The sequence below is a fragment of the Vreelandella sp. EE27 genome (assembly GCF_968206495.1).
Map to the genome: position 1 here is coordinate 1,203,281 of NZ_OZ309109.1, position 19,934 is coordinate 1,223,214.

Below are 19,934 nucleotides of genomic sequence, written 5' to 3' on the forward strand. Positions count from 1 at the left end.
GTGGCGCCAGTCACTACGCTTTTGGTAGCGCCGAAGGGTGGTTTCGGGGTACAAAAGAGACGTACCGTCTTTTCAAAAGCGGATGTTTGGACGGTATCAGGCCTTATGGAACGGCGCTTGCTGGGCGATGGGTCAACGAGTATGCAAGCCTCTCTTCGCGCAGCATAACGTGTATAAAAAAAGCGATGTAGAACCTCTCTACATACATTGATGTGACCTCATTGCCTTGAAAGGAGCCAGGACCATGCAGGACAAAATGTTTGATGCCTTCAACAGTCAGACCCGCCAGATGTTCGAGCCGATGCGTAAAATGAACTCGCTGATGCTCGACAACATGCAGAAGCTAACCCACTACCAGCTCGAAGCGATGCAGCGCTACTCTCAGATGGGCTCTGATCGCGTGCGCCGCGCAACCGACGTAAGCGATGCCGAGAGCATGCGTGACTTCGGCGCCCAGCAGGCCGAGATGATGAAAGAGCTTTCCGAGCAGATGCAGGAAGACGCGCGCGCCATGGGCGAAATGAGCATGACGTTCAAGTCCGAAATGGAGAAGCTCTTCAGCGATGCTGGCCGCCAGATGGGCGAGCAGGTCAACGCCGCCGGCAGCCAAATGCGCGAGCAGGCAAACGAAGCCGGGCGCAAAATGAACGAGCAGGCGAGCAACGTCGCCAAGGGTGGCGACCCCGGCGGCCAGGCCAGCAGCGAATCTACTCGCAAGAAGTAATCGGTAATGCTCACGGCGCCTTCGGGCGCCGTCTTTTTTAGCCGTTGGGTAAAGAGGTAAAAGCGCCTCGGCAACAGCGCGTCGCCGAAGCGCAGGGAGGCAACGTATGCAGTCAGCGTGGAACACGGCGCCGCAAGGTCTGAGCCAGGCCGAAATGGCCGCCTGGAAAAGCGTGCTGGAGGAAGTGGGCGAGCAGTACCAGGCTCTGATGGAAGAAATGCTTGGCAAGATGGCGCCCAGCGAAGCCGCCGATTCCGTTTACGGCGATATGCGCCAGAGCTTCGAGGCGGCCGCCCAGTCGCTTATGGGCGACCCGACCCTTTTGTGGGAAACCCAGGCGCGGCTAATGCAGGATCAGTGGCTTTTATGGCAGCAGGGTATGCGCAGCCTTGCCGGCGAGACGGTGACGCCACTGATCAAACCCGCTCAGGGGGACCGCCGCTTCAAGGACGACGCCTGGACCAGCGAGCCGTTCTATCTTTCCCTGATGCAGCAGTACCTGCTCTTTTCGCAAACCGTGGACGAGCTGATCGGCAAGTTGGACGGGCTCGAAGGAACGAGCAAGCGTCACCTCACCTTTTACGCCCGCCAGCTGGTCAGCGCCATGTCGCCTTCCAACTTTATTTCCACCAACCCGGAAGTCGTGCGGCGCACGATGGAAACCAAGGGGCAAAACCTGGTAGACGGGCTGACCCGCCTGCGCGAGGACCTGGCCAACTCCGCCGAGGGCATCAACGTACGCATGACCGACCGCCAGGCGTTTGGTATCGGCGACAACATCGCCGTCACGCCAGGCTCGGTGGTGTTTGAAAACGAGCTGATCCAGCTGATCCAGTACACGCCTACCACGGAACAGGTTTTCAAAACGCCGCTTCTGATCCTGCCGCCCTGGATCAACAAGTACTACATTCTGGATCTGCGCGAGGACAACTCGCTGGTGAGGTGGCTGGTGGACCAGGGCCACAGCGTCTTTTTGATCTCCTGGCGAAACCCCGGCCCCGAACAGCACGACGTCACCTGGGCAGATTACATGCAGATGGGGCCGATCAGCGCGATGGAGGCGATCGAAAAAGCCTGTGGCGAGAAGTCGGTCAACCTGATGAGCTACTGCGTGGGCGGCACGCTGGCGGCCTCGACCGTGGCGTACCTCAACAGCACGCGCCGTGGGCGTAAGGTGAAATCCGTCACCTACATGGCCACGCTGCAGGATTTTCGCGACCCGGGGGATATCGGCGTTTTCTTGAGCGAGTCCGTCGTGCAGGGGATCGAACAGTCCATGCAGTTAAAAGGGTATCTGGACGGTCGCTCCATGGCCTACACCTTCAATTTGCTGCGGGAAAACGATCTGTTTTGGTCGTTTTTCATCAACAACTACTTGAAGGGCGACGTACCCGCTGCGTTCGACCTGCTTTACTGGAACACCGACGGCACCAACCTGCCCGCCGCGACCCACGGCTGGTATTTGCGCCACATGTATCTGGAGAACCGCCTGGTCGAGCCCGGCGGCATCGAACTCGACGGCGTGAAGATCGACCTTCGCAAGGTCTCCACGCCGAGCTATTTCGTCTCCGCTAAAGAGGATCACATCGCCAAGTGGAACAGTACCTACCATGGCGCGCTTTTGCCCAAGGGGCCGGTCACCTTCGTGCTGGGCGGCTCTGGCCATATTGCCGGCATCGTGAACCCGCCGCACAAGAACAAGTACGGCTACTGGACCAACGATACCTTGCCTGCTGAGCCCGAGGCCTGGCTCGAAGGCGCCCAGCACAACGAGGGCTCCTGGTGGCCGCACTGGCAGGCGTGGATGACCCAAAATGGCTATGCCGATGCACAAAAAAAGGTGGCCGCGCGCGTACCGGGAGAGGGCGGGCTGAGCGTGGTCGAACCCGCCCCTGGGCGCTACGTACGCCAATCCATTCCCGAGGTGCTTGGCGAGACGCCGGATGTAGAGTGATCAGCGCCACGCACGATCGAGCCCGGCGCGCCGGGCTTTTTTAGGCTCGCGCGCTCAGGCAAATTGTCGCATCGGGAGGGCGGCGCTTCTAAAGGGCGTAGGGTAATAGCGTATAATGAGTGTTTGCGGCACCGCGCTTAAACGCCGCTGACTCAAGCCGAACGCCTGCTCAGGAGATCATGCATGCTCGATACACTCAAATCCGTACAGCGGAGCGTCGTTCCCGTCCTGCTGGGCGCCGCCGTTTTGCTGGGAGCGGTCAGCGCTCAGGCAAGCACTATCACTGTGTCCAACCCACGCCTGAGCCTGGTGCCGGGTGATACGCCCGGTGCTGGCTACTTTGATATCGCCAACGACGGCGACACGGCCATTACGCTCATCGGCGCCGAAAGCGATGCTTTTGAAAAGGTCGAGATGCACGAAAGCACCGAGCACGACGGCATGGCGCACATGCACGCCATCGAAGATATCGAGATCGCCCCCGGCGAAACGTTCAGCTTTGTACCGCGCGGCCATCACCTGATGTTCATGCAGCGTGTCGACGCGCTACAAGAGGGTGACGAGGTCGAGGTAACGCTCGAGTTCGAAGAAGAGCGTCTGCCGGTCACCTTCGACGTGGTATCCCCCGCGTCGCTTTAACGTGCGGCGTCAATACCCGATCTTGAAACCCTGGGTAGAGAATAGTGAGTATGCAAAAAGTGCTATGGCCGCTGCTGGCAGCGGCTTTATTGGTGGGCTGTAGTGACGAGACCTTTCGCACCACCGACATCGAAGAGATCATGCCGCCGCTCGAGTTCGACCTGACCAACGACGACGGTCAGGCGGCGAGTGCCGAGGAGTACCGCGGTAAAACCACCCTGGTCTACTTTGGCTACACCCAGTGCCCGGACGTGTGCCCGCTGACACTAGCCCGCTTTGCGTCGATCCTTGATCGGCTCGACGAGCAGGAGCGCGACGACGTACAAATGCTGCTGATTTCGGTCGACCCGAACCGCGACACGCCCGAGGTGCTCAAACGCTACACCGACGCCTTCGGCCCGGAATTTACCGGTTTGACCGGCGATAAGCAGGAGATCGACGCGCTAACCAACCGCTACCGCATCTCTTACACCTTCGAAGAGCCCAACGAGCGCGGCGACTATATCGTCAATCACTCGAGCGCCGTGTTTGCCTTCAACAAAGAAGGCGAGCCACGCTTTCTGGTGCGCGACCCGCACTCCGACCAGGACGTGCTCGCCGACCTTCGCCGCGTAATCGCAGAGGGATAGGTCAAAAGATAGTCCACAAGAGTGCTCGAAAGCCAGACACAAAAAAGCGCCCCGCAGGGCGCTTTTTTAATGGTCGCTTTTGGGCACTCTTTTGAACGTTCGGCCCGCCTCAACGGGCTAGCTTAGCAGACCGACGAAAGGCCGCAGTTGGACGTATAAAGGCGTGAATTGACGTCCAGCGTCAGGCGCTCGTTGGTGGTGTCGTAGAAAAACGATGCGTAGCCATTCTCGGACTGCGCCGTTTTATAGAGCCCGCAGACGCCGTAGCCGTACTGGATTTCCTGCAGTTGTGAAAGCTCTACCGGGAGCTCGGTGTCGAGCTCCGCGGCAATCGCCGACTGGATCTGTTGATCCACTTTGCCGGCCGAGAGTGCCTGGCTGCCAAAGATAGCCGCCCCCACGATCGCCATGAAAGCGAGGGGAAGGACAATCAGCAGTAGGAAGGGGCGAGATTTAAGCATGAACTCATTATGCCACCGCCCCCTTTTCAGTCAAGCGGGCGCTTTGGGCCATAATGACGCACCCGCCGGCGTTTGAAAGCCGTCTTTAAAGCCGTCTTTAAAGCAGTGTCTTGCGCCGCTCTGTGCGCGCGCGTAAAAGCCCTGCCATGCTCATCAGCGCGGCCAGTATCCAGATCGGCAGGCTGCCCATTCGAGTAAACGGCGTTTGTCCCTGCATGGCGTAGAAATCACCGGTCAGCGAAGTGGTCTCGAACTGCGGGGCGCGGTCCACGACGTTGCCCCGGGCGTCGATGATCGCGGTGATACCGTTGCTGGTGGCGCGCAGCACATAGCGGCCGTTCTCCAGCGCGCGCAGGCGCGCCATCTGCAGGTGCTGATGCGGGCCGATCGAGGCGCCAAACCAGGTGTCGTTGGAGACCGTCACGATCACATCGCTTTCAAGCGCTCGGCTAGCGACCAGCTGTGGATAAATGATTTCGTAGCAGATCGCGTTGCCGATACGCAGGCCGCCGGCTTCCATCGGCGCCTGAACCGATTCGCCTTTGGCGAAGCTCGACATGGGCAGGTCGAAAAAGTCGATCGCCCCGCGTAAAAGGCTTTCGAGCGGCAGATACTCACCAAAGGGCACCAGGTGCTCTTTTTGGTAGCTGCCGGAGACGTTGCCCACGCCGATCATGCTGTTGAAGTAACGGTTCTGCTCGTCGAGCTGAACGATACCGGTCATCAGCGCGGTGTCTTCGGGCAGATCCGCCTGGAGGCGCTCGAGCACGGGGCGCGCCTGGTACTCGAACATCGGCACCGCGGTTTCGGGCCAGATGATCAGGTCCGCTTCACCGCTGACGGTTTGGGTCAGCTCCGTGTAGATATCCGCAGCGGCGCGCTGGCCCTCCGGCGTCCACTTGATCAACTGCGAAAGGTTACCCTGCAAAAGCGCCACGCGTGTCGGCTGGCTGGCCTGAGTGGTCCAAAGCTGGGGGAGCGCCAGGGGGATCAGCCAAATGGCCGCCAGAGGTAGCGCCATCCAGAAGTGTCGGCGCAGCACCATAACGCCTAACGTGCCGCTGAGTGCGACCAGCAGCGAAAGAAGATACACCCCGCCCAGCGGCGCCCAGCTGGCAAGCGGTGAGTCCACATGAGACGAGCCCAATAAAAGCCAGGGAAAGCCGGTGAACAGGTAGGTGCGCAGCACCTCGCCCAGCACCCAGATACCCGCAAAGCTCAAAAACGTCAGGCGCTCGCCGGCAAAGCGGCGAAACACCCAGAACGCCAGCGCGTAGAAAAGCGCCAGTACGCCCACGAACAGGCCGGTCAAAAGCACTGCCAGCGGCACGCTGGTATAGCCGTAGTCGTGAATCGACACGTACACCCAAGAGGCGCCGGTGGCAAAGAGCCCAATCCCAAACGCCCAGCCCTTGAGCGCGGCCTGGCCGGGGGTAAGGTGGTGAATACCTGCAAAGAGCAGGCCCACCGCGACCGGGCCCAGCCACCAAAGCTCGAAAGGAGAGGCCGTTAGCGTGGTGAAGCCGCCCGCGACCAGGGCGGCGAGCAGTTGAAAAGCGAACCGGGACGTAAAGCCCATAGCGATATCCTGTGAGCGAAGTAAAAGCCAACGATGTAAAAGCGCCGGGTTAGTCGGTTTGTGTCGCGGTAACGGTTTCGCTGCTGTCGTGGTAGGCCTCGAGCAGGCGAATGCGGCGGTTATCGGCGTTCAAAACGATAAAGTGCCAGCCGCCCAGGCTTGTGTGCTCGCCGCGCCCGGGCAGGTGGCCGAACTGCTGCATGACCAAACCGCCCACGGTGTCGAACTCGTCATCGGAAAAGTCGGTATCGAAGCGCTCGTTGAAGTCCTCGATGGGGGTGAGGGCGCGGATGGCGAAGTGGCCGTTGTCGAGTCGGCGAATGGCGTCCTCTTCGTCGGTATCGTGCTCGTCTTCGATATTACCCACGATCTGCTCGAGAATATCTTCGATGGTGACGATGCCCGCGGTGCCGCCATACTCATCCACCACCACGGCCATGTGGTTGTGGGTATCGCGAAATTCCTTTAGAAGGCTGTTCAAGCGCTTGGACTCGGGGATGAACATCGCCGGGCGCAGCACGTCCTCCAGCAAAAACGCATCCCGGCGCTCCTGGGACTGCGACAGCAATGGCAGCAGGTCCTTGACCAAAAGAATGCCCTTGATGTCATCGAGGTTTTCGCCGATCACCGGGTAGCGCGAGTGGCCGGTTTCCTGAATCAGCGGCAGGTAGCCGTCGCTGGTTTGGTCGATGGCGATTGCCGAGACCTGGGAGCGGGGTATGAGGATTTCGCGTACCTGCTGGTCGCTGATCTCGAGGGCGCCTTCGATGATCATGATGGCGTCCTGATCGAGCTTCAGTTTGCCGGCGGTGTGACGCAAAAAGGTGAGCAGCTCATCACGAGAGCTGGGTTCGTCGGATTCACCAGTGAGGGCGCCAAAGAGTTTCTCGAGCCAGGATTTTTGATTGGACGTGCTCGATGGGTCTTCGCTCATTGCGTCGGATCTCTTGGTTACGGACTAGTTCGTGACGGACAGGTGTATCGGGATACGTCTGGAAAATAAACGTTATACGCAGTACGGGTCGGGGATATCAAGGCCTGCAAGCAGCCGGCGCTCCAACGCTTCCATGACCTGGGCGTCGTCGTCGTCGATATGATCGTACCCAAGCAGGTGCAGCGTGCCGTGAATCACCATGTGCGCGTAGTGGTGGTCGAGGGTTTTTTGCTGCTCGAGCGCCTCGTTGACGACGACATCGTGGCAAATCACCAGATCGCCCAGTAAAGGAAGCGCTAGCCCGGGCGGACACTCGAAAGGAAACGAGAGCACGTTGGTGGGTTTGTCCTTGCCCCGGTAGTCGCGATTCAGTGCCTGGCTCTCCTGGGGCTCGGCCAGGCGGATCGTCAACTCGCGGCGGGGGTCATCCGGATGGTGAGAAAACACACAGCCCACCCATTGGGTGAGCTGTTCGAGCGTAGGGATCTCTTTAGCCTCGACCGCCACCTGGCGGTCGATCACGATATCGGTCATCGCGAGCCGTCTCCGCCCGCTGAGTGATGATCGCGCGAGGCCAGGCGTGCTTCACGCTCTTGCTGGCGCACCTCGCGCTGGGCGCGCTCCTGGACTTCCTGCTCGGACTCGAACGCATCGTAGGCTTCGATGATGCGCTGCACCAGGGGGTGGCGTACCACGTCCTTCGCGGCAAAATGCGTCACGCCTATCCCGGGGGTGTCCTTCAATACATCCAGCACCTGGATGAGACCGGAGCGCTGGCCCTTGGGTAGATCCACCTGGGTGACGTCCCCGGTGATCACCGCCGTCGAACCAAAGCCGATCCGGGTCAGGAACATCTTCATCTGCTCCGGCGTGGTGTTCTGGCTCTCATCCAAAATGATATAGGCGTTGTTGAGCGTACGCCCGCGCATGTAGGCAAGCGGGGCGATCTCGATCACCTGACGCTCGATCAGCTTGGCGACCTGCTCGAAGCCGATCATCTCGTAAAGCGCGTCGTAAAGCGGGCGAAGGTAAGGGTCGATCTTCTGAGCCAGGTCGCCGGGTAGAAAGCCGAGTTTCTCGCCGGCCTCGACCGCCGGGCGCACCAGTAGAATACGGCGTACTTCCTGGTTGTTGAGCGCCTCGACCGCCGCGGCTACGGCCAGGTAGGTCTTGCCGGTACCCGCCGGGCCGATACCGAAGTTGATATCGTGTTCACGTACGCTTGTGACGTAGCGCTGCTGATTCAAGCCCCGAGGCTTGATCATGGTGCGCGGCGTGCGCATGATCACTTCGCTACTGCCGTCTTCGTTTTCTTCGTCCTCGTCCAACGACTCGAGCCCCGACTCTTGCAGGAACAAGTGCACCGTGTCCGGCGAGAGCTCGCTGGCCGCGGCTTCGCGGTACAGGTGCTCCAGCACGTTGGACGCGGCCTTGATACGGTTCGCCGCCCCGGCCAACTGAAAGATATTGCCACGGTTTCTCAGCGTGACGTCCAGCCGGTCTTCGATGAGCTTCAAGTGCTCATCGCGCTGCCCGCAAAGGCTAGCGAGGCGCTGCGGGTCATTGGGTTCAAGACTTAGAGTGATGATGCGGTTGGCCTGAGATGATGGCTGGCTCAAAAGTTGTAGACCCGTTCGTTGATGTGTGTAAACCAGAGCTTACTGCCCAGGGCTTGCTTTGAGCAATTACCTGGGCTAAATACGCGTCAAAAACGCTGGGGGGAGGTGAGCTCGCCGCGCAGCGAGTTGGGCAGTGCTTCGGTGATTTCGACATCGACGAAGTAGCCAATGAAGTCCGCCGGGTTGGCCGCGCGGAAGTTCACTACGCGATTATTCTCGGTGCGCCCGGAGAGCTGGCCCGGGTCCTTCGGCGAGAAGCCGGTGACCAGGATGCGCTGGGTCGAACCCACCATGCGGCGGCTGATCTGCGCGGCCTGCTGAAGAATGCGGTCCTGCAAAATCGCCAGGCGCTGCTTTTTCACGCTCTCCGGCGTTTCGTCCTCGAGGCCGGAGGCCGGGGTGCCCGGGCGCGCCGAATAAACGAAGCTGAAGGAGTGATCGAAGCCGATCTGATGGATCAGATCCATGGTGTCTTCGAAATCCTGCTCGGTCTCGCCGGGAAAGCCAATGATGAAATCCGAGGAGAAGCTAATATCCGGGCGGTTGGCGCGGATGCGCTCCATCTTGTCGATGTAGGCCTGGCGGGTGTGGCCGCGCTTCATCGCGGAAAGGATATTGTCCGAGCCCGACTGAACCGGTAAGTGCAGGTGGCTGACAAGCTCCGGGATCTCGGCGTAGGCATCTACCAGGCTGTCGGTGAATTCCACCGGGTGCGAGGTGGTAAAGCGCACGCGGTCGATGCCTTCCACCGCCGCCACGCAGGCGATCAGCTCGGCAAGGTCGATCTCTTCACCCAGCTGGTTTTCACCGCGGTAAGCGTTGACGTTCTGGCCCAGCAGGTTGATCTCGCGCACGCCCTGGTCGGCCAGGTGGATGACTTCGTCCATCACCGGCTCGAACGGGCGGGATACCTCTTCACCGCGCGTGTAGGGCACCACGCAGAAGGTACAGTACTTCGAGCAGCCTTCCATGATGGAAACGAAGGCCGTCGCGCCGTCGGAGCTCGGTTTGGGCAGGTGGTCGAACTTCTCGATTTCCGGGAAGGTGACATCGACCGCGGCGATCTGGTTGGCGGACGCCGACGCGCCGCTGCGCGCATCCATCATGGCCGGTACCCGGTGAAGCGTTTGCGGGCCAAAGATCATATCCACAAAGGGCGCGCGCTTTTGAATCGCATCGCCTTCCTGGCTTGCCACGCAGCCGCCCACGCCGATCACCAGATCCGGGTTGGCGTCCTTGAGCTTTTTCCAGCGCCCCAGCTGGTGAAACACCTTCTCCTGCGCCTTTTCGCGAATGGAGCAGGTGTTCAGCAGGATCACGTCGGCCTCTTTCTCGTTATCGGTGAGTTCCATCTGGTGGGATTCGCCGAGTAGGTCCGCCATACGAGAGGAGTCGTATTCGTTCATCTGGCAGCCGTGCGTTTTGATGAAGAGCTTCTTCGCCATCGGTACCTGTCGTCTATGGATCGTCGTCAGACGAAAATGAATGGAGTATCTACGGGCTGCGCTCGGGGCGCGCCGGTGCATTAGGAGTGGGGGCATTATACGGATACATCAAACCAGCGGCTAGCGCTCAAAAATAATCGATGCTTGACCCAAACGATTCTATGCGTATACTACGCACCGTGTTTGAGCAGTTCCTCGATAGCTCAGTTGGTAGAGCAAATGACTGTTAATCATTGGGTCACAGGTTCGAGTCCTGTTCGAGGAGCCAATACATTGCGTGTTGGTTCTTGTTCAAATACAATAGCTTAAGGTTGTTCCTCGATAGCTCAGTTGGTAGAGCAAATGACTGTTAATCATTGGGTCACAGGTTCGAGTCCTGTTCGAGGAGCCAAGCTATTCCCGATTTTATTATCTGTTTCGCATAGTCGTTTCAGGTAAGCATGATTCCTCGATAGCTCAGTTGGTAGAGCAAATGACTGTTAATCATTGGGTCACAGGTTCGAGTCCTGTTCGAGGAGCCATCTAAAACGACCTGGTCGTTTATTATCCCCCCTTTGTTTGATCATCAAATCGTTTCTTCTTTGACGTCACTTTGTTGCGTCTTTTTCGCGTTGCTGTCTTTTCTTTATTTCATCCATACTCTTGAGTCTGCTTGGGCCGATCCTTACCCAGGGCAGATAACGCTGTGTATGGCATTTACGCTGGCGCTAAAAAAGCCACTCACCGTGTGGTGAGTGGCTTTGTAGAACAGCGCTGCTTGCGCTTAGCGCTGGGCCATGCGCTGGGCGTTTTTAAGGTGGGTGTAGTCGAGCATTACTTCGGCGGCTTCGAGCACGTGAGCGCGGTCGACGGGCATTTCTTCGTCGTCCTCTTCGTCTTCCTCGATGGGCGCGCCGTTTTCGGAGTTGTCCAGACGGGCATCCATCCACTCCTCGAGCTCGGGGAGGTCAAGCGCTCGGCGGCGCTGGTTTTCGAGCGAAAGCTGCTCGCCTTCCTGGGCTTCCAGCTCGCGCTGGCGCTGCTCCCGGTTCAGGCTGACGCTGGTGTGCTGCTCGCGAAGTTGGCGGGCAAGCGTCGACTGGCGCTCCAGATACAGGAAGTTCGGGTTCTGCTGAGCGCGCTGCTGGTGCTGGGTCGTCAGGGCGTCGATAAAGTCTTCCGGGTTGCCGTAGCGGCGGTACTGAACGTTTTGTACCGTATCCCAGGCCAGGGCGTTATCCAGGCTGCTTTCGCCGATGCGCTCCGGGTCGATCAGGCTCGGGAAGGTAATGTCCGGCTCGACGCCGCGGTTTTGCGTGCTCTCGCCAGAGATCCGGTAGAACTTGGCGCGGGTCAGCTTGATCTGGCCGTGGCTTAAGTCGTTGAGCGTTTGGACGGTGCCCTTGCCAAAGGTCGAGGCGCCGACCACCAGGCCGCGCCCGTAGTCCTGAATCGCGCCGGCAAAGATTTCCGAGGCAGAGGCGGAGAGGCGGTTGGTCAATACGGTCAGCGGGCCGTCATAGAGTGTGCCGGCGTCGGTGTCGCCGTAGAGCTGGATACGCCCCTGGGCGTCGCGTACCTGAACGGTAGGGCCGCGATCAATGAAGAGCCCAATCAGCGAGTTGGCTTCCTGCAGGGCGCCGCCGCCGTTGTTACGCAAATCCAGCACGATACCCTCGACGTTTTGCTCCTTGAGCGATTCGATCTCCTGGGCCACGTCGCGGGTGGTGCTGCGATACTCTTCTTCGCCGGCCTGCCAGGCGTCGAAATCGACGTAGAAGGTGGGCACATCGATCACCCCGATCAGGTGGGGCTCGCCGTCGCGCTCGACTTCGATGACTTCGCCATGCGCTGCCTGGTCTTCGAGACTGACCGTGTCGCGGGTGATCTCCACTATTTGCGAGCGGGTCATGTCCACGGCCTGGGCGGGCACCACGTCCAGGCGTACGACGGAGCCCTTGGGACCGCGGATCAAGTCGACGACGTTGTCCAAACGCATGCCGACCACGTTGACCATTTCGCCGTCTTCCTGGCCTACCGCGGTGATGCGGTCGGCGGGCTCCAGCACGCCGGCGCGTTCGGCCGGGCCGCCGGGCACCAGGCTCGAAACCTTGACGTATTCGCCGTCGGCCTGGAGCAGGGCGCCGATGCCTTCCAGGGAAAGGCTCATTTGGATGTCGAAGGATTCGCTTTGGCGCGGCGAGAGGTAGCCGGTATGCGGGTCGATCGTGCTGGAGATGGCCGCCATCAGAATGCCGAATACGTCTTCGTCTTCGGTTTGACGCAGCCGGGTCAATTGACCTTCGTAGCGCTGGCGCAGATTCTCTTCGATCTGATCATCGTCCTGGTCGCTGAGGGCCAGTGTCAGCGCATCGTTTTCCAAGCGCTTGCGCCACAATTCGTCCAGCTCGCTTTCGCGTGTCGGCCAAGCGGCCTCTTCGCGGTCGATCTCAAGGCGCTCGTTGCTTTCGAAATCGAACGACAGACCTTCATCCAGACGCTCTAAAAGCCACTCGAGGCGCTCGGTATGGCGCTCGTTCAAGCGATTGTACAGCGCGAAGGCGTCGTCAAGCTCGCCTTCGAACAGCACCTGGTCCATGTCGTCTTCTAAATGGCGGTAGGGTTCGATATCGCGACTTAGAAGATAGCTACGCTGGTTATCCAGAATATCCAAATAGCGTTGGAAAGCTTCCTGGGACCACTGCGCATCGAAATCGATGTTCGCGTAGTGGCCGTAGCGCAGTGCATCCCCAATCTCCACTGCCGCTTGGCGTTGTTCGTCGGTCGGTTCGATTTGCGCAAGTGCCGGGCTGGTCACTACCAGCATCACGGCAACGGCGACCGAGCGCGAAAGCGTTGCAAACAAGCTCATCAGTCAGGCTCTCCCGGAATTTATAGTCATACACGCTCCCTAGACATTCAGCCAGCCCATGAGTTGCGTAGGCCGAAAGAGCATTGTAGCAGGTCATTTACTCTGTGATACTCACTCATTTTCTGATAAGGGGCAATCATTTGAACGCGGTCGATAACACGCCGGTCGAGGCGCAACGCCTGACGCGGCTATGCGATTTTTTGGCGCAATCGCCCACACCCTGGCACGCTACCCAGGCAATGGTCGAGCGGCTGGAGCTAAACGGTTTTACGCGTCTGGACGAGCGGGCCGATTGGCAGTTAAAAGCGGGGCAGCGCTACTTCGTGACCCGCAACGACTCCTCGCTCATCGCTTTTCAACTGCCCGCAAGAGGGCTCGATGAAAAGGGGCTCGAGAGCCTGCGCATGATCGGTGCTCACACCGACAGCCCCGGGCTCAGGTTGAAGCCCGAGGCGACCCAGCGTTCGGCGGGTTGGCTTCAGCTGGGTGTCCAGGTCTACGGCGGCGTACTGCTGGCGCCCTGGTTCGACCGCGACCTGGGGCTGGCCGGGCGCGTGCATATCCGTCACGCGGATGGAAAGCTTGAGAGCGTGCTGCTCAACGTCGCCGACCCGGTGGCCATGATCCCGAGCCTTGCGATCCACCTGGACCGCGACGTCAACGGCGGCCGCCCCATCAACCCCCAAACCCAGATGGCGCCGGTGTTGATGCAAAGCGAGGACGCCACGCTCGATTCGCTTTTGCTTCAGTGGCTGAACGAGGAGCACGGCCTCGAGGATATCGAGGTGGTGGATTTCGAGCTGGGCTTTTACGATTTGCAGCCGCCTTCGCTGGTGGGCGTGGGCAAAGAGCTGGTGGCCAGCGCCCGGCTAGATAACCTGCTTTCGTGCTTTATTGGCATCGAGGCGCTATTGGCGTGCGATGGCGAGCAGGGCGCGCTGTTCGTGGCCAACGACCACGAGGAAGTGGGCAGCGCGAGCGCCTGCGGCGCCCAGGGGCCGTTTTTGGGCGATGTGCTCAAGCGCATCAACGGCCAAGTCGGCCGGGGCGGTGAGGAGGCGCTGATTCAGCTGATTCAGTCCTCGCTGATGATCTCCTGCGACAACGCCCACGCGCTGCACCCGAACTTTCGCGACAAGCACGACGAGCGCCACGGCCCGGCTATCAACGCAGGCCCGGTGATCAAGGTCAACGCCAGCCAGCGCTACGCGACTAACAGCGTGACCGGTGCGCTGTTTCGCGACGTGTGCCGCGCGGCGAACGTGCCGGTGCAGTCCTTCGTGACCCGCGCGGACATGGGCTGTGGCAGTACCATCGGGCCGATAACGGCCACCGAGGTGGGCGTGCCGACCATCGACGTAGGCGTCCCCCAGTGGGCGATGCACTCGATTCGTGAAACCGCGGGCACCCGGGACGTAACGTACCTGGTTCAGGCGCTCGTGGCGTTTCTGAATCGTCCGGTGCTCTGAGCCGCTTGCTGACAAATGCGCACAAAAAAGCCCGCTAACCAAGTTAGCGGGCTTTTTCTAAAAGCTGGTGGCTACACCCTGATTTGAACAGGGGACCCCATCATTATGAGTGATGTGCTCTAACCAGCTGAGCTATGTAGCCGTTCAACGGGGGCGAATATTACAAAGCGCGCCGCCACCCGTCAAGTGCTTGCTGCTTCAATCGTCAAAAAAAGCCTAATCGCGGCGAATCAGCGGTTTATACGCTTAGACGTTGAAACGGAAGTGAATCACGTCGCCATCCTTGACGATGTACTCCTTGCCTTCCAAACGCCACTTGCCCGCGTCCTTGGCGCCTTGCTCGCCGCCCAAACTGACGAAGTCTTCATACGCGATGACCTCGGCGCGAATAAAGCCTTTCTGGAAGTCGGTGTGGATGACGCCGGCGCCTTCCGGGGCGGTGGCGCCTTCCTTGACGGTCCAGGCGCGTACTTCCTTCACCCCGGCGGTGAAGTAGGTTTGCAGGCCCAGCAGAGCGTAGCCGGCGCGAATCACGCGGTCGAGGCCCGGCTCTTCCATGCCCATCTCGGCCAGGAACATGCTGCGCTCCTCGTCGTCGAGCTCGGCGATCTCGGCCTCGATCTGGTTGCATACCGGCACCACCACCGCGCCTTCTTCGGCGGCGATTTCGTTGACGATATCCAGATACGGGTTGTTCTCGAAGCCGTCCTCGTTGACGTTGGCGATGTACATGGTCGGCTTCAGGGTCAAAAAGCCGAAGCTTTTCACCTGGTGCTTTTCATCGTCGCTTAGATCGAAGCTTCGAAGCGGCATGCCTTCGGCCAGGTGCGGCTGGATCTTGTCCAGAATCGCCTTGGTGGCCGAGGCGTCCTTGTCGCCGCCTTTCACCGAGCGCACCAGCCGCTGGCTGGCTTTCTCGACGGTGTCGAGATCCGCCAGGGCCAGCTCCAGGTTGATGGTTTCGATATCCGCGCGCGGATCCACCTGGTTGGAAACGTGGATCACGTTGTCGTTATCGAAACAGCGCACCACGTGGGCGATCGCCTGGGTTTCGCGAATATTGGCCAAAAACTTGTTGCCCAGGCCTTCGCCCTTGGAAGCGCCCGCCACCAGGCCTGCGATGTCCACGAACTCCATGGTCGTGGGCAGCACTTTCTGAGGCTTGACGATCTCGGCGAGCTTGTCGAGCCGGGGGTCGGGCATCGGCACGATCCCGACGTTGGGCTCGATCGTGCAAAACGGGAAGTTTTCCGCATCGATGCCGGATTTGGTGAGCGCGTTGAAGAGCGTGGATTTGCCTACGTTGGGTAGGCCAACGATACCGCAGTTAAAACCCATAGTAATGTCCTGACCTGGGCGCGCTTGATAAAGCCGCCTTGAAATGGAAGCGTCTGGCTATTTTACGCTATGTAGTTGGTTCATGGCTTTAGCCCAGTCGCCTTTGAGCGCAAGGGGCAGGGTGGCCTGGCACTCATCGAGGGAGCGCTCGATGGCTTCGAGCTCTACCTTGCCGGGGCGGCCAAGCACGAAATTGGTGACCTGGCGGGCCTCGCCGGGGTGGCCAATACCGATGCGCAGCCGATGAAAGTCTTTTTGGTTGCCCAGGGCGCTGATGATGTCGCGAAGGCCGTTGTGGCCGCCGTGGCCGCCACCGGTTTTGTAGCGCGACTGGCCAGGCGGCAGGTCCAGCTCGTCGTGGGCGACGAGCAGGTTGTCCGGGGCGAGCTTGAAAAACTGGGCCATGGCCGCGACGGCGGCGCCGCTTCGGTTCATGAAGGTGGTGGGGTTTAGAAGGTGCAGTTCATGGTCGCCAATACGCGCCTTGGCGTAGAGCCCCAGAAACTTTTTTTCCGGGCGAAGCTCGGTATGGGCGCTGCGAGCGAGGGCGTCTACCAGCCAAAAGCCCGCGTTATGACGCGTGGCGTCGTACTCGGGCCCGGGGTTGCCAAGCCCAATGATCGCCATTACCTGGCTCATGTTCCCACCTCCATCGCTTAACAAGATGTTCTCGGCCGAAAGCCTGTTATCTGACAAAAAAAATCAAGCGCCGAGGCGCTTGATTTTAGCATTCATGGGCCATGCGGGCATGGCCCAATCTGCATGGTTAAGACGACGTCGACGCTTACTCGGCGCTGTCTTCGCCTTCGCCTTCACCTTCTTCGCCTTCTTCCTCTTCGACACGGTCCTTGATAGCGGTGATGCTAAGAACGGCGTTGTCGTGATCTTCACCGTAGGCCAGGTCGACAGAGGTGACGCCGGCCGGCAGGTTCAAGTCGGACAGGTGCAGGGTAGTGCCCAGCTCAATGTTTGAGATGTCCACTTCCAGGTAGTCCGGCAGATCCTTCGGCAAGCAGCTGATGGCTACTTCGTTGGCCATGACGTGCAGTTCGCCGCCCTGGTCTTTGATGCCGACACACTTCTCTTCGCCAGTCACGTGCAGCGGCACGTTCATGGTGATTTCGTGAGTGGCGTCAACGCGCATGAAGTCGGCGTGAGTCAGAAGCGGCTTGTAGGGGTGACGCTGAAGGTCACGCACGACAACCTGCTCTTCTTTACCGTCGATGACCAGAGTGATCACTGAGGAGAAGAAGGATTCGTCTTCGATCGCCTTGTAGAACGCGGTTTTTTCAACAGCGATAGACGCCGGTGCTTTCTCGCCACCGTAGATGACGGCGGGAACTTGCTGGTTCGCACGACGCAGGCGGCGGCTCGCACCTTTCCCCAGGTCGTTACGAATGTCGGCTTTCAGAGTAAAATCGGACATGTTGGTGCCTCATGGTTTAAGTAAGAAAGCCCCGCCGACCGCGACCAGGCGACGACGCTTTCAAGGCCCCAGAAGGGGGCTTTATCGTCAGGCAGTTCCGCTATTAGTGGAACATCGCGCTGACAGATTCTTCGTTGCTGACCCGGCGGATCGCTTCCGCAATCAGGCCGGCAACGCTCAACTGGCGAATTTTTCCGCTACGACGAGCATGCTCGGCCAGCGGAATAGTGTCGGCCACGACCACTTCATCCAGTACAGAGTTTGTGATGTTGTCGATGGCAGGGCCAGACAAAATCGGGTGTGTTGCGTAGGCGACCACGCGGGCGGCGCCGCGGTCCTTGAGTGCTTCACCGGCTTTACACAGGGTGCCGGCGGTGTCGATCATGTCGTCGACCACCACGCAGGTGCGCCCTTCGATTTCACCAATGATGTGCATCACCTGGGCCTGGTTGGCCTGAGGGCGGCGCTTGTCGATGATGGCAAGGTCGGCGTTGAGCTGTTTGGCGATGGCCCGGGCGCGCACTACGCCGCCCACGTCCGGGGATACCACGACCAGGTCGTCGTAGTTTTGACGCTCGATATCGTCGAGCAGAATCGGCGAGCCGTAGACGTTGTCCACCGGCACATCGAAAAAGCCCTGAATCTGATCGGCGTGCAGGTCCATCGTCATCACGCGGTCGACCCCGGCCTTGACCATCATGTCGGCCACTACCTTGGCCGAGATGGGCACACGGGCAGAACGCACGCGGCGATCCTGCCGGGCGTAGCCAAAGTAGGGGAGTACCGCGGTAATACGCGTCGCCGAAGCGCGGCGCAGCGCGTCAACCATCAGGATCAGTTCCATCAGGTTGTCATTGGTCGGAGCGCAGGTGGACTGAAGAATGAATACATCCTTGCCCCGCACGTTCTCATTGATCTCGACGGCAATCTCGCCGTCGCTGAACTGACCCACCGTGGCGTTGCCCATACGGCTGTCGAGGCTTTCAGCCACTTTACGAGCGAGTTCGGGATTGGCATTCCCGGTGAAAACCATCAATTTTGACACGCGCGGCCACCTTTGCAGTGTTGGGGATCAGGGGAGAAAACGATAGATCATGGTTAGGTTGGCTGGGGTACCAGGATTCGAACCTGGGAATGCCGCTACCAAAAAGCGGTGCCTTACCACTTGGCGATACCCCAACGATGACCTAATGTGATGACCGGGCGCTTTCAGCCGCCCAGCGCATCGTGTAGAGGAGAGGTGTTTAGCCCACGAGCCACCCATGCCTGATAGCGCTGACCCGCCTTGTCGGCGACGGCTTTCGCGGCGTGCTCTGTTTCGAATGTTGCAAACAAACAAGCGCCGGTGCCGGTCACGCGGCTTGGCGCGTACTGACCAAGCCACTCTAGCGCGCAAGCGATCGGCGGATAGCGTTTTTTGACCGTTGCTTCACAGTCGTTACGCCACGTGGCCGCTCCCCCCTGCAGTGCGCGCGCCATAGTAATGGGGCGGCTTGCGCGTGTCAATTCCGGGTCTTGAAAGATCACGGGGGTCGAGACGCTCACGCCGGGGTGAAGGACCACGAACCAGGGGGTATCCAGGTCGACGGGCGTGAGCTCTTCACCCACGCCTTCGGCCCAGGCGCTGTGGCCATGAACGAATACCGGCACGTCCGCGCCCAGCGTAAGGCCGATTCGGGCAAGCTCGGTGGGGGTGAGGCCAAGGTTCCAGAGCCGGTTGAGCCCGACCAGTGCGGTGGCGGCGTTAGAGCTTCCGCCCCCGAGCCCGCCGCCCAGGGGGAGGCGCTTGGTGAGCGAAAGGTCCACTCCCAGCTTCGGACTTTGGCGGTACGCGACGAGTTTACGCGCCGCGCGCACGATCAGGTTGTCGTCGAAGCTGACCCCCTCGACGGCGCCCTCCAGCGTGATGGCGCCGTCATCGCGCAGGCCAAGTGTCAGCTCGTCGCACACATCGATAAACTGAAACAGTGTTTGCAGGGTATGGTAGCCATCTTCCCGGCGGCCGGTAATGTGCAGCATGCGGTTGAGCTTCGCCGGGGCTAAAAGCGTCAGGTGTTCACCGGCGATATCGTTACTCACGGGGCTTACTCCTCGTCATCCCGGGGGCGCCACTGGTTGACCACCAGCGTGATGCGTACTTCATCGACGCTCATGACCAGCCGGCGCGGTAGCCACATGTCGTCCACTTCTTCCCAGTCGCGGTAGTCGATTTCCCAGCCGTCCTGTTCAAGGTGGCTTGGAAAGCCCAGCGCGTCGGTTTCGAGCTGGTAGCTCGAGTCATCGCCTGGCAGGCCACGCACCCAGTCGGGCATGGCACGAACCGGCAGCGACCAACCCAACTGTTCCTCCATGAGCGCTTCCGGCGTTTCGGCTTCGAAACGGCCTTCGCCGGTGGTCAGCGAAAAGCGGCCTTCGCGGCCTTCCAGCACGCTGCGCCCGCCGCCGAAGGGGCCGCTGATCAACATGCGAAAATAAAACGGGGTCTGGTTCCAGTCCAGGTTGGCGCTGGTGTTCTCCTGGGGGGTGCGCAGTCCGGCCTTGCCGACCAGCGTCCAGCTATCGAAGGCTTCCACCTCGGCCTGCTGGCGCTCCCACTGGCCCGCCTGGCGGCCGCTTTCATCCAGGGGCGCTTGGGTGGCGCACCCGGCCAGTAACAAAAGCGCCGCGCCGGTTAGAAGGGCACGGGCGGGCCGGGGGCAGGCGTGGCCCAGCGAGATAGTCGAGCGGGTGGTCAGCATAGCGAAACTCCATATCGGTGGTGCGTCTTGAATCGTTCAAGAAAATTCGTTAACGATGCTCTGTCTAAAAAGACCCTGTCTAAAAAGGCCTTATAAAAGAAGCCGTATAGAAGCCGTATAAAAGGAGG

18 protein-coding genes and 5 tRNA genes are annotated in these 19,934 nt (G+C 60.0%); 8 read left to right on the forward strand and 15 right to left on the reverse strand.

From position 1 onward, the window contains the following. Positions 1-244: 244 nt before the first annotated feature. The 4 genes from ACWHVV_RS05805 (at position 245) to ACWHVV_RS05820 (ending at position 3,946) form a co-directional block, all read left to right on the forward strand. Positions 245-724 carry a phasin family protein gene (locus ACWHVV_RS05805; protein ID WP_447928500.1) on the forward strand — a complete coding sequence of 160 codons (480 nt, stop codon included), beginning with the start codon at positions 245-247 and terminating at the stop codon, positions 722-724. 106 nt (positions 725-830) lie between these two features. Continuing rightward, positions 831-2,678: a class I poly(R)-hydroxyalkanoic acid synthase gene (gene phaC, locus ACWHVV_RS05810; protein WP_447928501.1), complete on the forward strand. Its 1,848-nt coding sequence runs from the start codon at positions 831-833 to the stop codon at positions 2,676-2,678. A 183-nt stretch (positions 2,679-2,861) separates the two neighbouring features. Next, entirely contained in the window at positions 2,862-3,317 is a 456-nt protein-coding gene (locus ACWHVV_RS05815; protein WP_447928502.1) for a copper chaperone PCu(A)C, read from the forward strand. 50 nt (positions 3,318-3,367) lie between these two features. Beyond that, a complete protein-coding gene (locus ACWHVV_RS05820) occupies positions 3,368-3,946 on the forward strand; it encodes an SCO family protein (protein WP_447928503.1) in 579 nt (192 codons plus the stop codon). A gap of 122 nt (positions 3,947-4,068) precedes the next feature. On the opposite strand, the gene ACWHVV_RS05825 is transcribed toward ACWHVV_RS05820, so the two are convergent. The 6 genes from ACWHVV_RS05825 to miaB all read right to left on the reverse strand — a co-directional run bounded on the left by ACWHVV_RS05825 (position 4,069) and on the right by miaB (position 9,984). Continuing rightward, entirely contained in the window at positions 4,069-4,407 is a 339-nt protein-coding gene (locus tag ACWHVV_RS05825; RefSeq protein ID WP_447928504.1) for a hypothetical protein, read from the reverse strand. Between the two features lie 97 nt (positions 4,408-4,504). Then, positions 4,505-5,986, reverse strand: coding sequence for an apolipoprotein N-acyltransferase (gene lnt / locus ACWHVV_RS05830; protein WP_447928505.1), 1,482 nt, complete (start codon positions 5,984-5,986; stop codon positions 4,505-4,507). Positions 5,987-6,035: 49 nt separating this feature from the next. Beyond that, positions 6,036-6,920: an HlyC/CorC family transporter gene (locus tag ACWHVV_RS05835; protein ID WP_447928506.1), complete on the reverse strand. Its 885-nt coding sequence runs from the start codon at positions 6,918-6,920 to the stop codon at positions 6,036-6,038. 72 nt (positions 6,921-6,992) lie between these two features. Next, positions 6,993-7,454 (reverse strand): rRNA maturation RNase YbeY, encoded by a 462-nt coding sequence (gene ybeY / locus ACWHVV_RS05840; protein ID WP_447928507.1) that lies wholly within the window; start codon positions 7,452-7,454, stop codon positions 6,993-6,995. Continuing rightward, complete coding sequence (locus tag ACWHVV_RS05845; RefSeq protein ID WP_447928508.1) at positions 7,451-8,539, reverse strand: PhoH family protein; 1,089 nt, start codon at positions 8,537-8,539, stop codon at positions 7,451-7,453. Before ACWHVV_RS05845 ends, ybeY begins: the two co-directional genes overlap by 4 nt. Positions 8,540-8,625: 86 nt before the next feature. Next, positions 8,626-9,984, reverse strand: a complete 1,359-nt coding sequence (miaB, locus tag ACWHVV_RS05850) for a tRNA (N6-isopentenyl adenosine(37)-C2)-methylthiotransferase MiaB (RefSeq protein WP_447528225.1) — start codon at positions 9,982-9,984, stop codon at positions 8,626-8,628. 192 nt (positions 9,985-10,176) lie between these two features. Here miaB and ACWHVV_RS05855 point away from each other — a divergent pair. The 3 genes from ACWHVV_RS05855 to ACWHVV_RS05865 all read left to right on the forward strand — a co-directional run bounded on the left by ACWHVV_RS05855 (position 10,177) and on the right by ACWHVV_RS05865 (position 10,505). After that, positions 10,177-10,252, forward strand: a tRNA-Asn gene (locus ACWHVV_RS05855). Positions 10,253-10,299: 47 nt separating this feature from the next. Then, positions 10,300-10,375 (forward strand) — tRNA-Asn (locus ACWHVV_RS05860). A 54-nt stretch (positions 10,376-10,429) separates the two neighbouring features. Next, positions 10,430-10,505: transfer RNA gene (locus ACWHVV_RS05865), tRNA-Asn, on the forward strand. 242 nt (positions 10,506-10,747) lie between these two features. Here the strand turns inward: ACWHVV_RS05865 and ACWHVV_RS05870 are convergent. Further along, positions 10,748-12,835, reverse strand: coding sequence for a carboxy terminal-processing peptidase (locus ACWHVV_RS05870; protein WP_447928509.1), 2,088 nt, complete (start codon positions 12,833-12,835; stop codon positions 10,748-10,750). Positions 12,836-12,975: 140 nt separating this feature from the next. Between ACWHVV_RS05870 and ACWHVV_RS05875 the strand changes: the two genes are divergently transcribed. Beyond that, positions 12,976-14,304, forward strand: coding sequence for a M18 family aminopeptidase (locus ACWHVV_RS05875; RefSeq protein ID WP_447928510.1), 1,329 nt, complete (start codon positions 12,976-12,978; stop codon positions 14,302-14,304). 65 nt (positions 14,305-14,369) lie between these two features. On the opposite strand, the gene ACWHVV_RS05880 is transcribed toward ACWHVV_RS05875, so the two are convergent. From ACWHVV_RS05880 to lolB, 8 genes are all read right to left on the reverse strand, one after another. Then, positions 14,370-14,446: transfer RNA gene (locus tag ACWHVV_RS05880), tRNA-Met, on the reverse strand. A gap of 104 nt (positions 14,447-14,550) precedes the next feature. Continuing rightward, complete coding sequence (ychF, locus tag ACWHVV_RS05885) at positions 14,551-15,642, reverse strand: redox-regulated ATPase YchF (protein WP_447928511.1); 1,092 nt, start codon at positions 15,640-15,642, stop codon at positions 14,551-14,553. Between the two features lie 57 nt (positions 15,643-15,699). Continuing rightward, positions 15,700-16,281, reverse strand: coding sequence for an aminoacyl-tRNA hydrolase (gene pth / locus ACWHVV_RS05890; protein ID WP_447928512.1), 582 nt, complete (start codon positions 16,279-16,281; stop codon positions 15,700-15,702). 145 nt (positions 16,282-16,426) lie between these two features. Next, positions 16,427-17,068, reverse strand: coding sequence for a 50S ribosomal protein L25/general stress protein Ctc (locus ACWHVV_RS05895; RefSeq protein WP_447928513.1), 642 nt, complete (start codon positions 17,066-17,068; stop codon positions 16,427-16,429). Positions 17,069-17,171: 103 nt separating this feature from the next. Next, positions 17,172-18,113 carry a ribose-phosphate pyrophosphokinase gene (locus ACWHVV_RS05900; protein ID WP_447528231.1) on the reverse strand — a complete coding sequence of 314 codons (942 nt, stop codon included), beginning with the start codon at positions 18,111-18,113 and terminating at the stop codon, positions 17,172-17,174. Between the two features lie 59 nt (positions 18,114-18,172). Then, a tRNA-Gln gene (locus ACWHVV_RS05905) sits at positions 18,173-18,247 on the reverse strand. A 30-nt stretch (positions 18,248-18,277) separates the two neighbouring features. After that, positions 18,278-19,147, reverse strand: coding sequence for a 4-(cytidine 5'-diphospho)-2-C-methyl-D-erythritol kinase (gene ispE / locus ACWHVV_RS05910; RefSeq protein WP_447928514.1), 870 nt, complete (start codon positions 19,145-19,147; stop codon positions 18,278-18,280). Positions 19,148-19,152: 5 nt separating this feature from the next. Continuing rightward, positions 19,153-19,806 carry a lipoprotein insertase outer membrane protein LolB gene (gene lolB / locus ACWHVV_RS05915; RefSeq protein ID WP_447928515.1) on the reverse strand — a complete coding sequence of 218 codons (654 nt, stop codon included), beginning with the start codon at positions 19,804-19,806 and terminating at the stop codon, positions 19,153-19,155. Positions 19,807-19,934: the final 128 nt, after the last annotated feature.

Bases quoted from the DNA above. Each gene is read 5' to 3' on its own strand.
- ACWHVV_RS05805 (WP_447928500.1), top strand. From the start codon at position 245: ATGCAGGACAAAATGTTTGATGCCTTCAACAGTCAGACCCGCCAGATG.
- phaC (WP_447928501.1), top strand. From the start codon at position 831: ATGCAGTCAGCGTGGAACACGGCGCCGCAAGGTCTGAGCCAGGCCGAA.
- ACWHVV_RS05815 (WP_447928502.1), top strand. From the start codon at position 2,862: ATGCTCGATACACTCAAATCCGTACAGCGGAGCGTCGTTCCCGTCCTG.
- ACWHVV_RS05820 (WP_447928503.1), top strand. From the start codon at position 3,368: ATGCAAAAAGTGCTATGGCCGCTGCTGGCAGCGGCTTTATTGGTGGGC.
- ACWHVV_RS05825 (WP_447928504.1), bottom strand. From the start codon at position 4,407: ATGCTTAAATCTCGCCCCTTCCTACTGCTGATTGTCCTTCCCCTCGCT.
- lnt (WP_447928505.1), bottom strand. From the start codon at position 5,986: ATGGGCTTTACGTCCCGGTTCGCTTTTCAACTGCTCGCCGCCCTGGTC.
- ACWHVV_RS05835 (WP_447928506.1), bottom strand. From the start codon at position 6,920: ATGAGCGAAGACCCATCGAGCACGTCCAATCAAAAATCCTGGCTCGAG.
- ybeY (WP_447928507.1), bottom strand. From the start codon at position 7,454: ATGACCGATATCGTGATCGACCGCCAGGTGGCGGTCGAGGCTAAAGAG.
- miaB (WP_447528225.1), bottom strand. From the start codon at position 9,984: ATGGCGAAGAAGCTCTTCATCAAAACGCACGGCTGCCAGATGAACGAA.
- ACWHVV_RS05870 (WP_447928509.1), bottom strand. From the start codon at position 12,835: ATGAGCTTGTTTGCAACGCTTTCGCGCTCGGTCGCCGTTGCCGTGATG.
- ychF (WP_447928511.1), bottom strand. From the start codon at position 15,642: ATGGGTTTTAACTGCGGTATCGTTGGCCTACCCAACGTAGGCAAATCC.
- pth (WP_447928512.1), bottom strand. From the start codon at position 16,281: ATGAGCCAGGTAATGGCGATCATTGGGCTTGGCAACCCCGGGCCCGAG.
- ACWHVV_RS05895 (WP_447928513.1), bottom strand. From the start codon at position 17,068: ATGTCCGATTTTACTCTGAAAGCCGACATTCGTAACGACCTGGGGAAA.
- lolB (WP_447928515.1), bottom strand. From the start codon at position 19,806: ATGCTGACCACCCGCTCGACTATCTCGCTGGGCCACGCCTGCCCCCGG.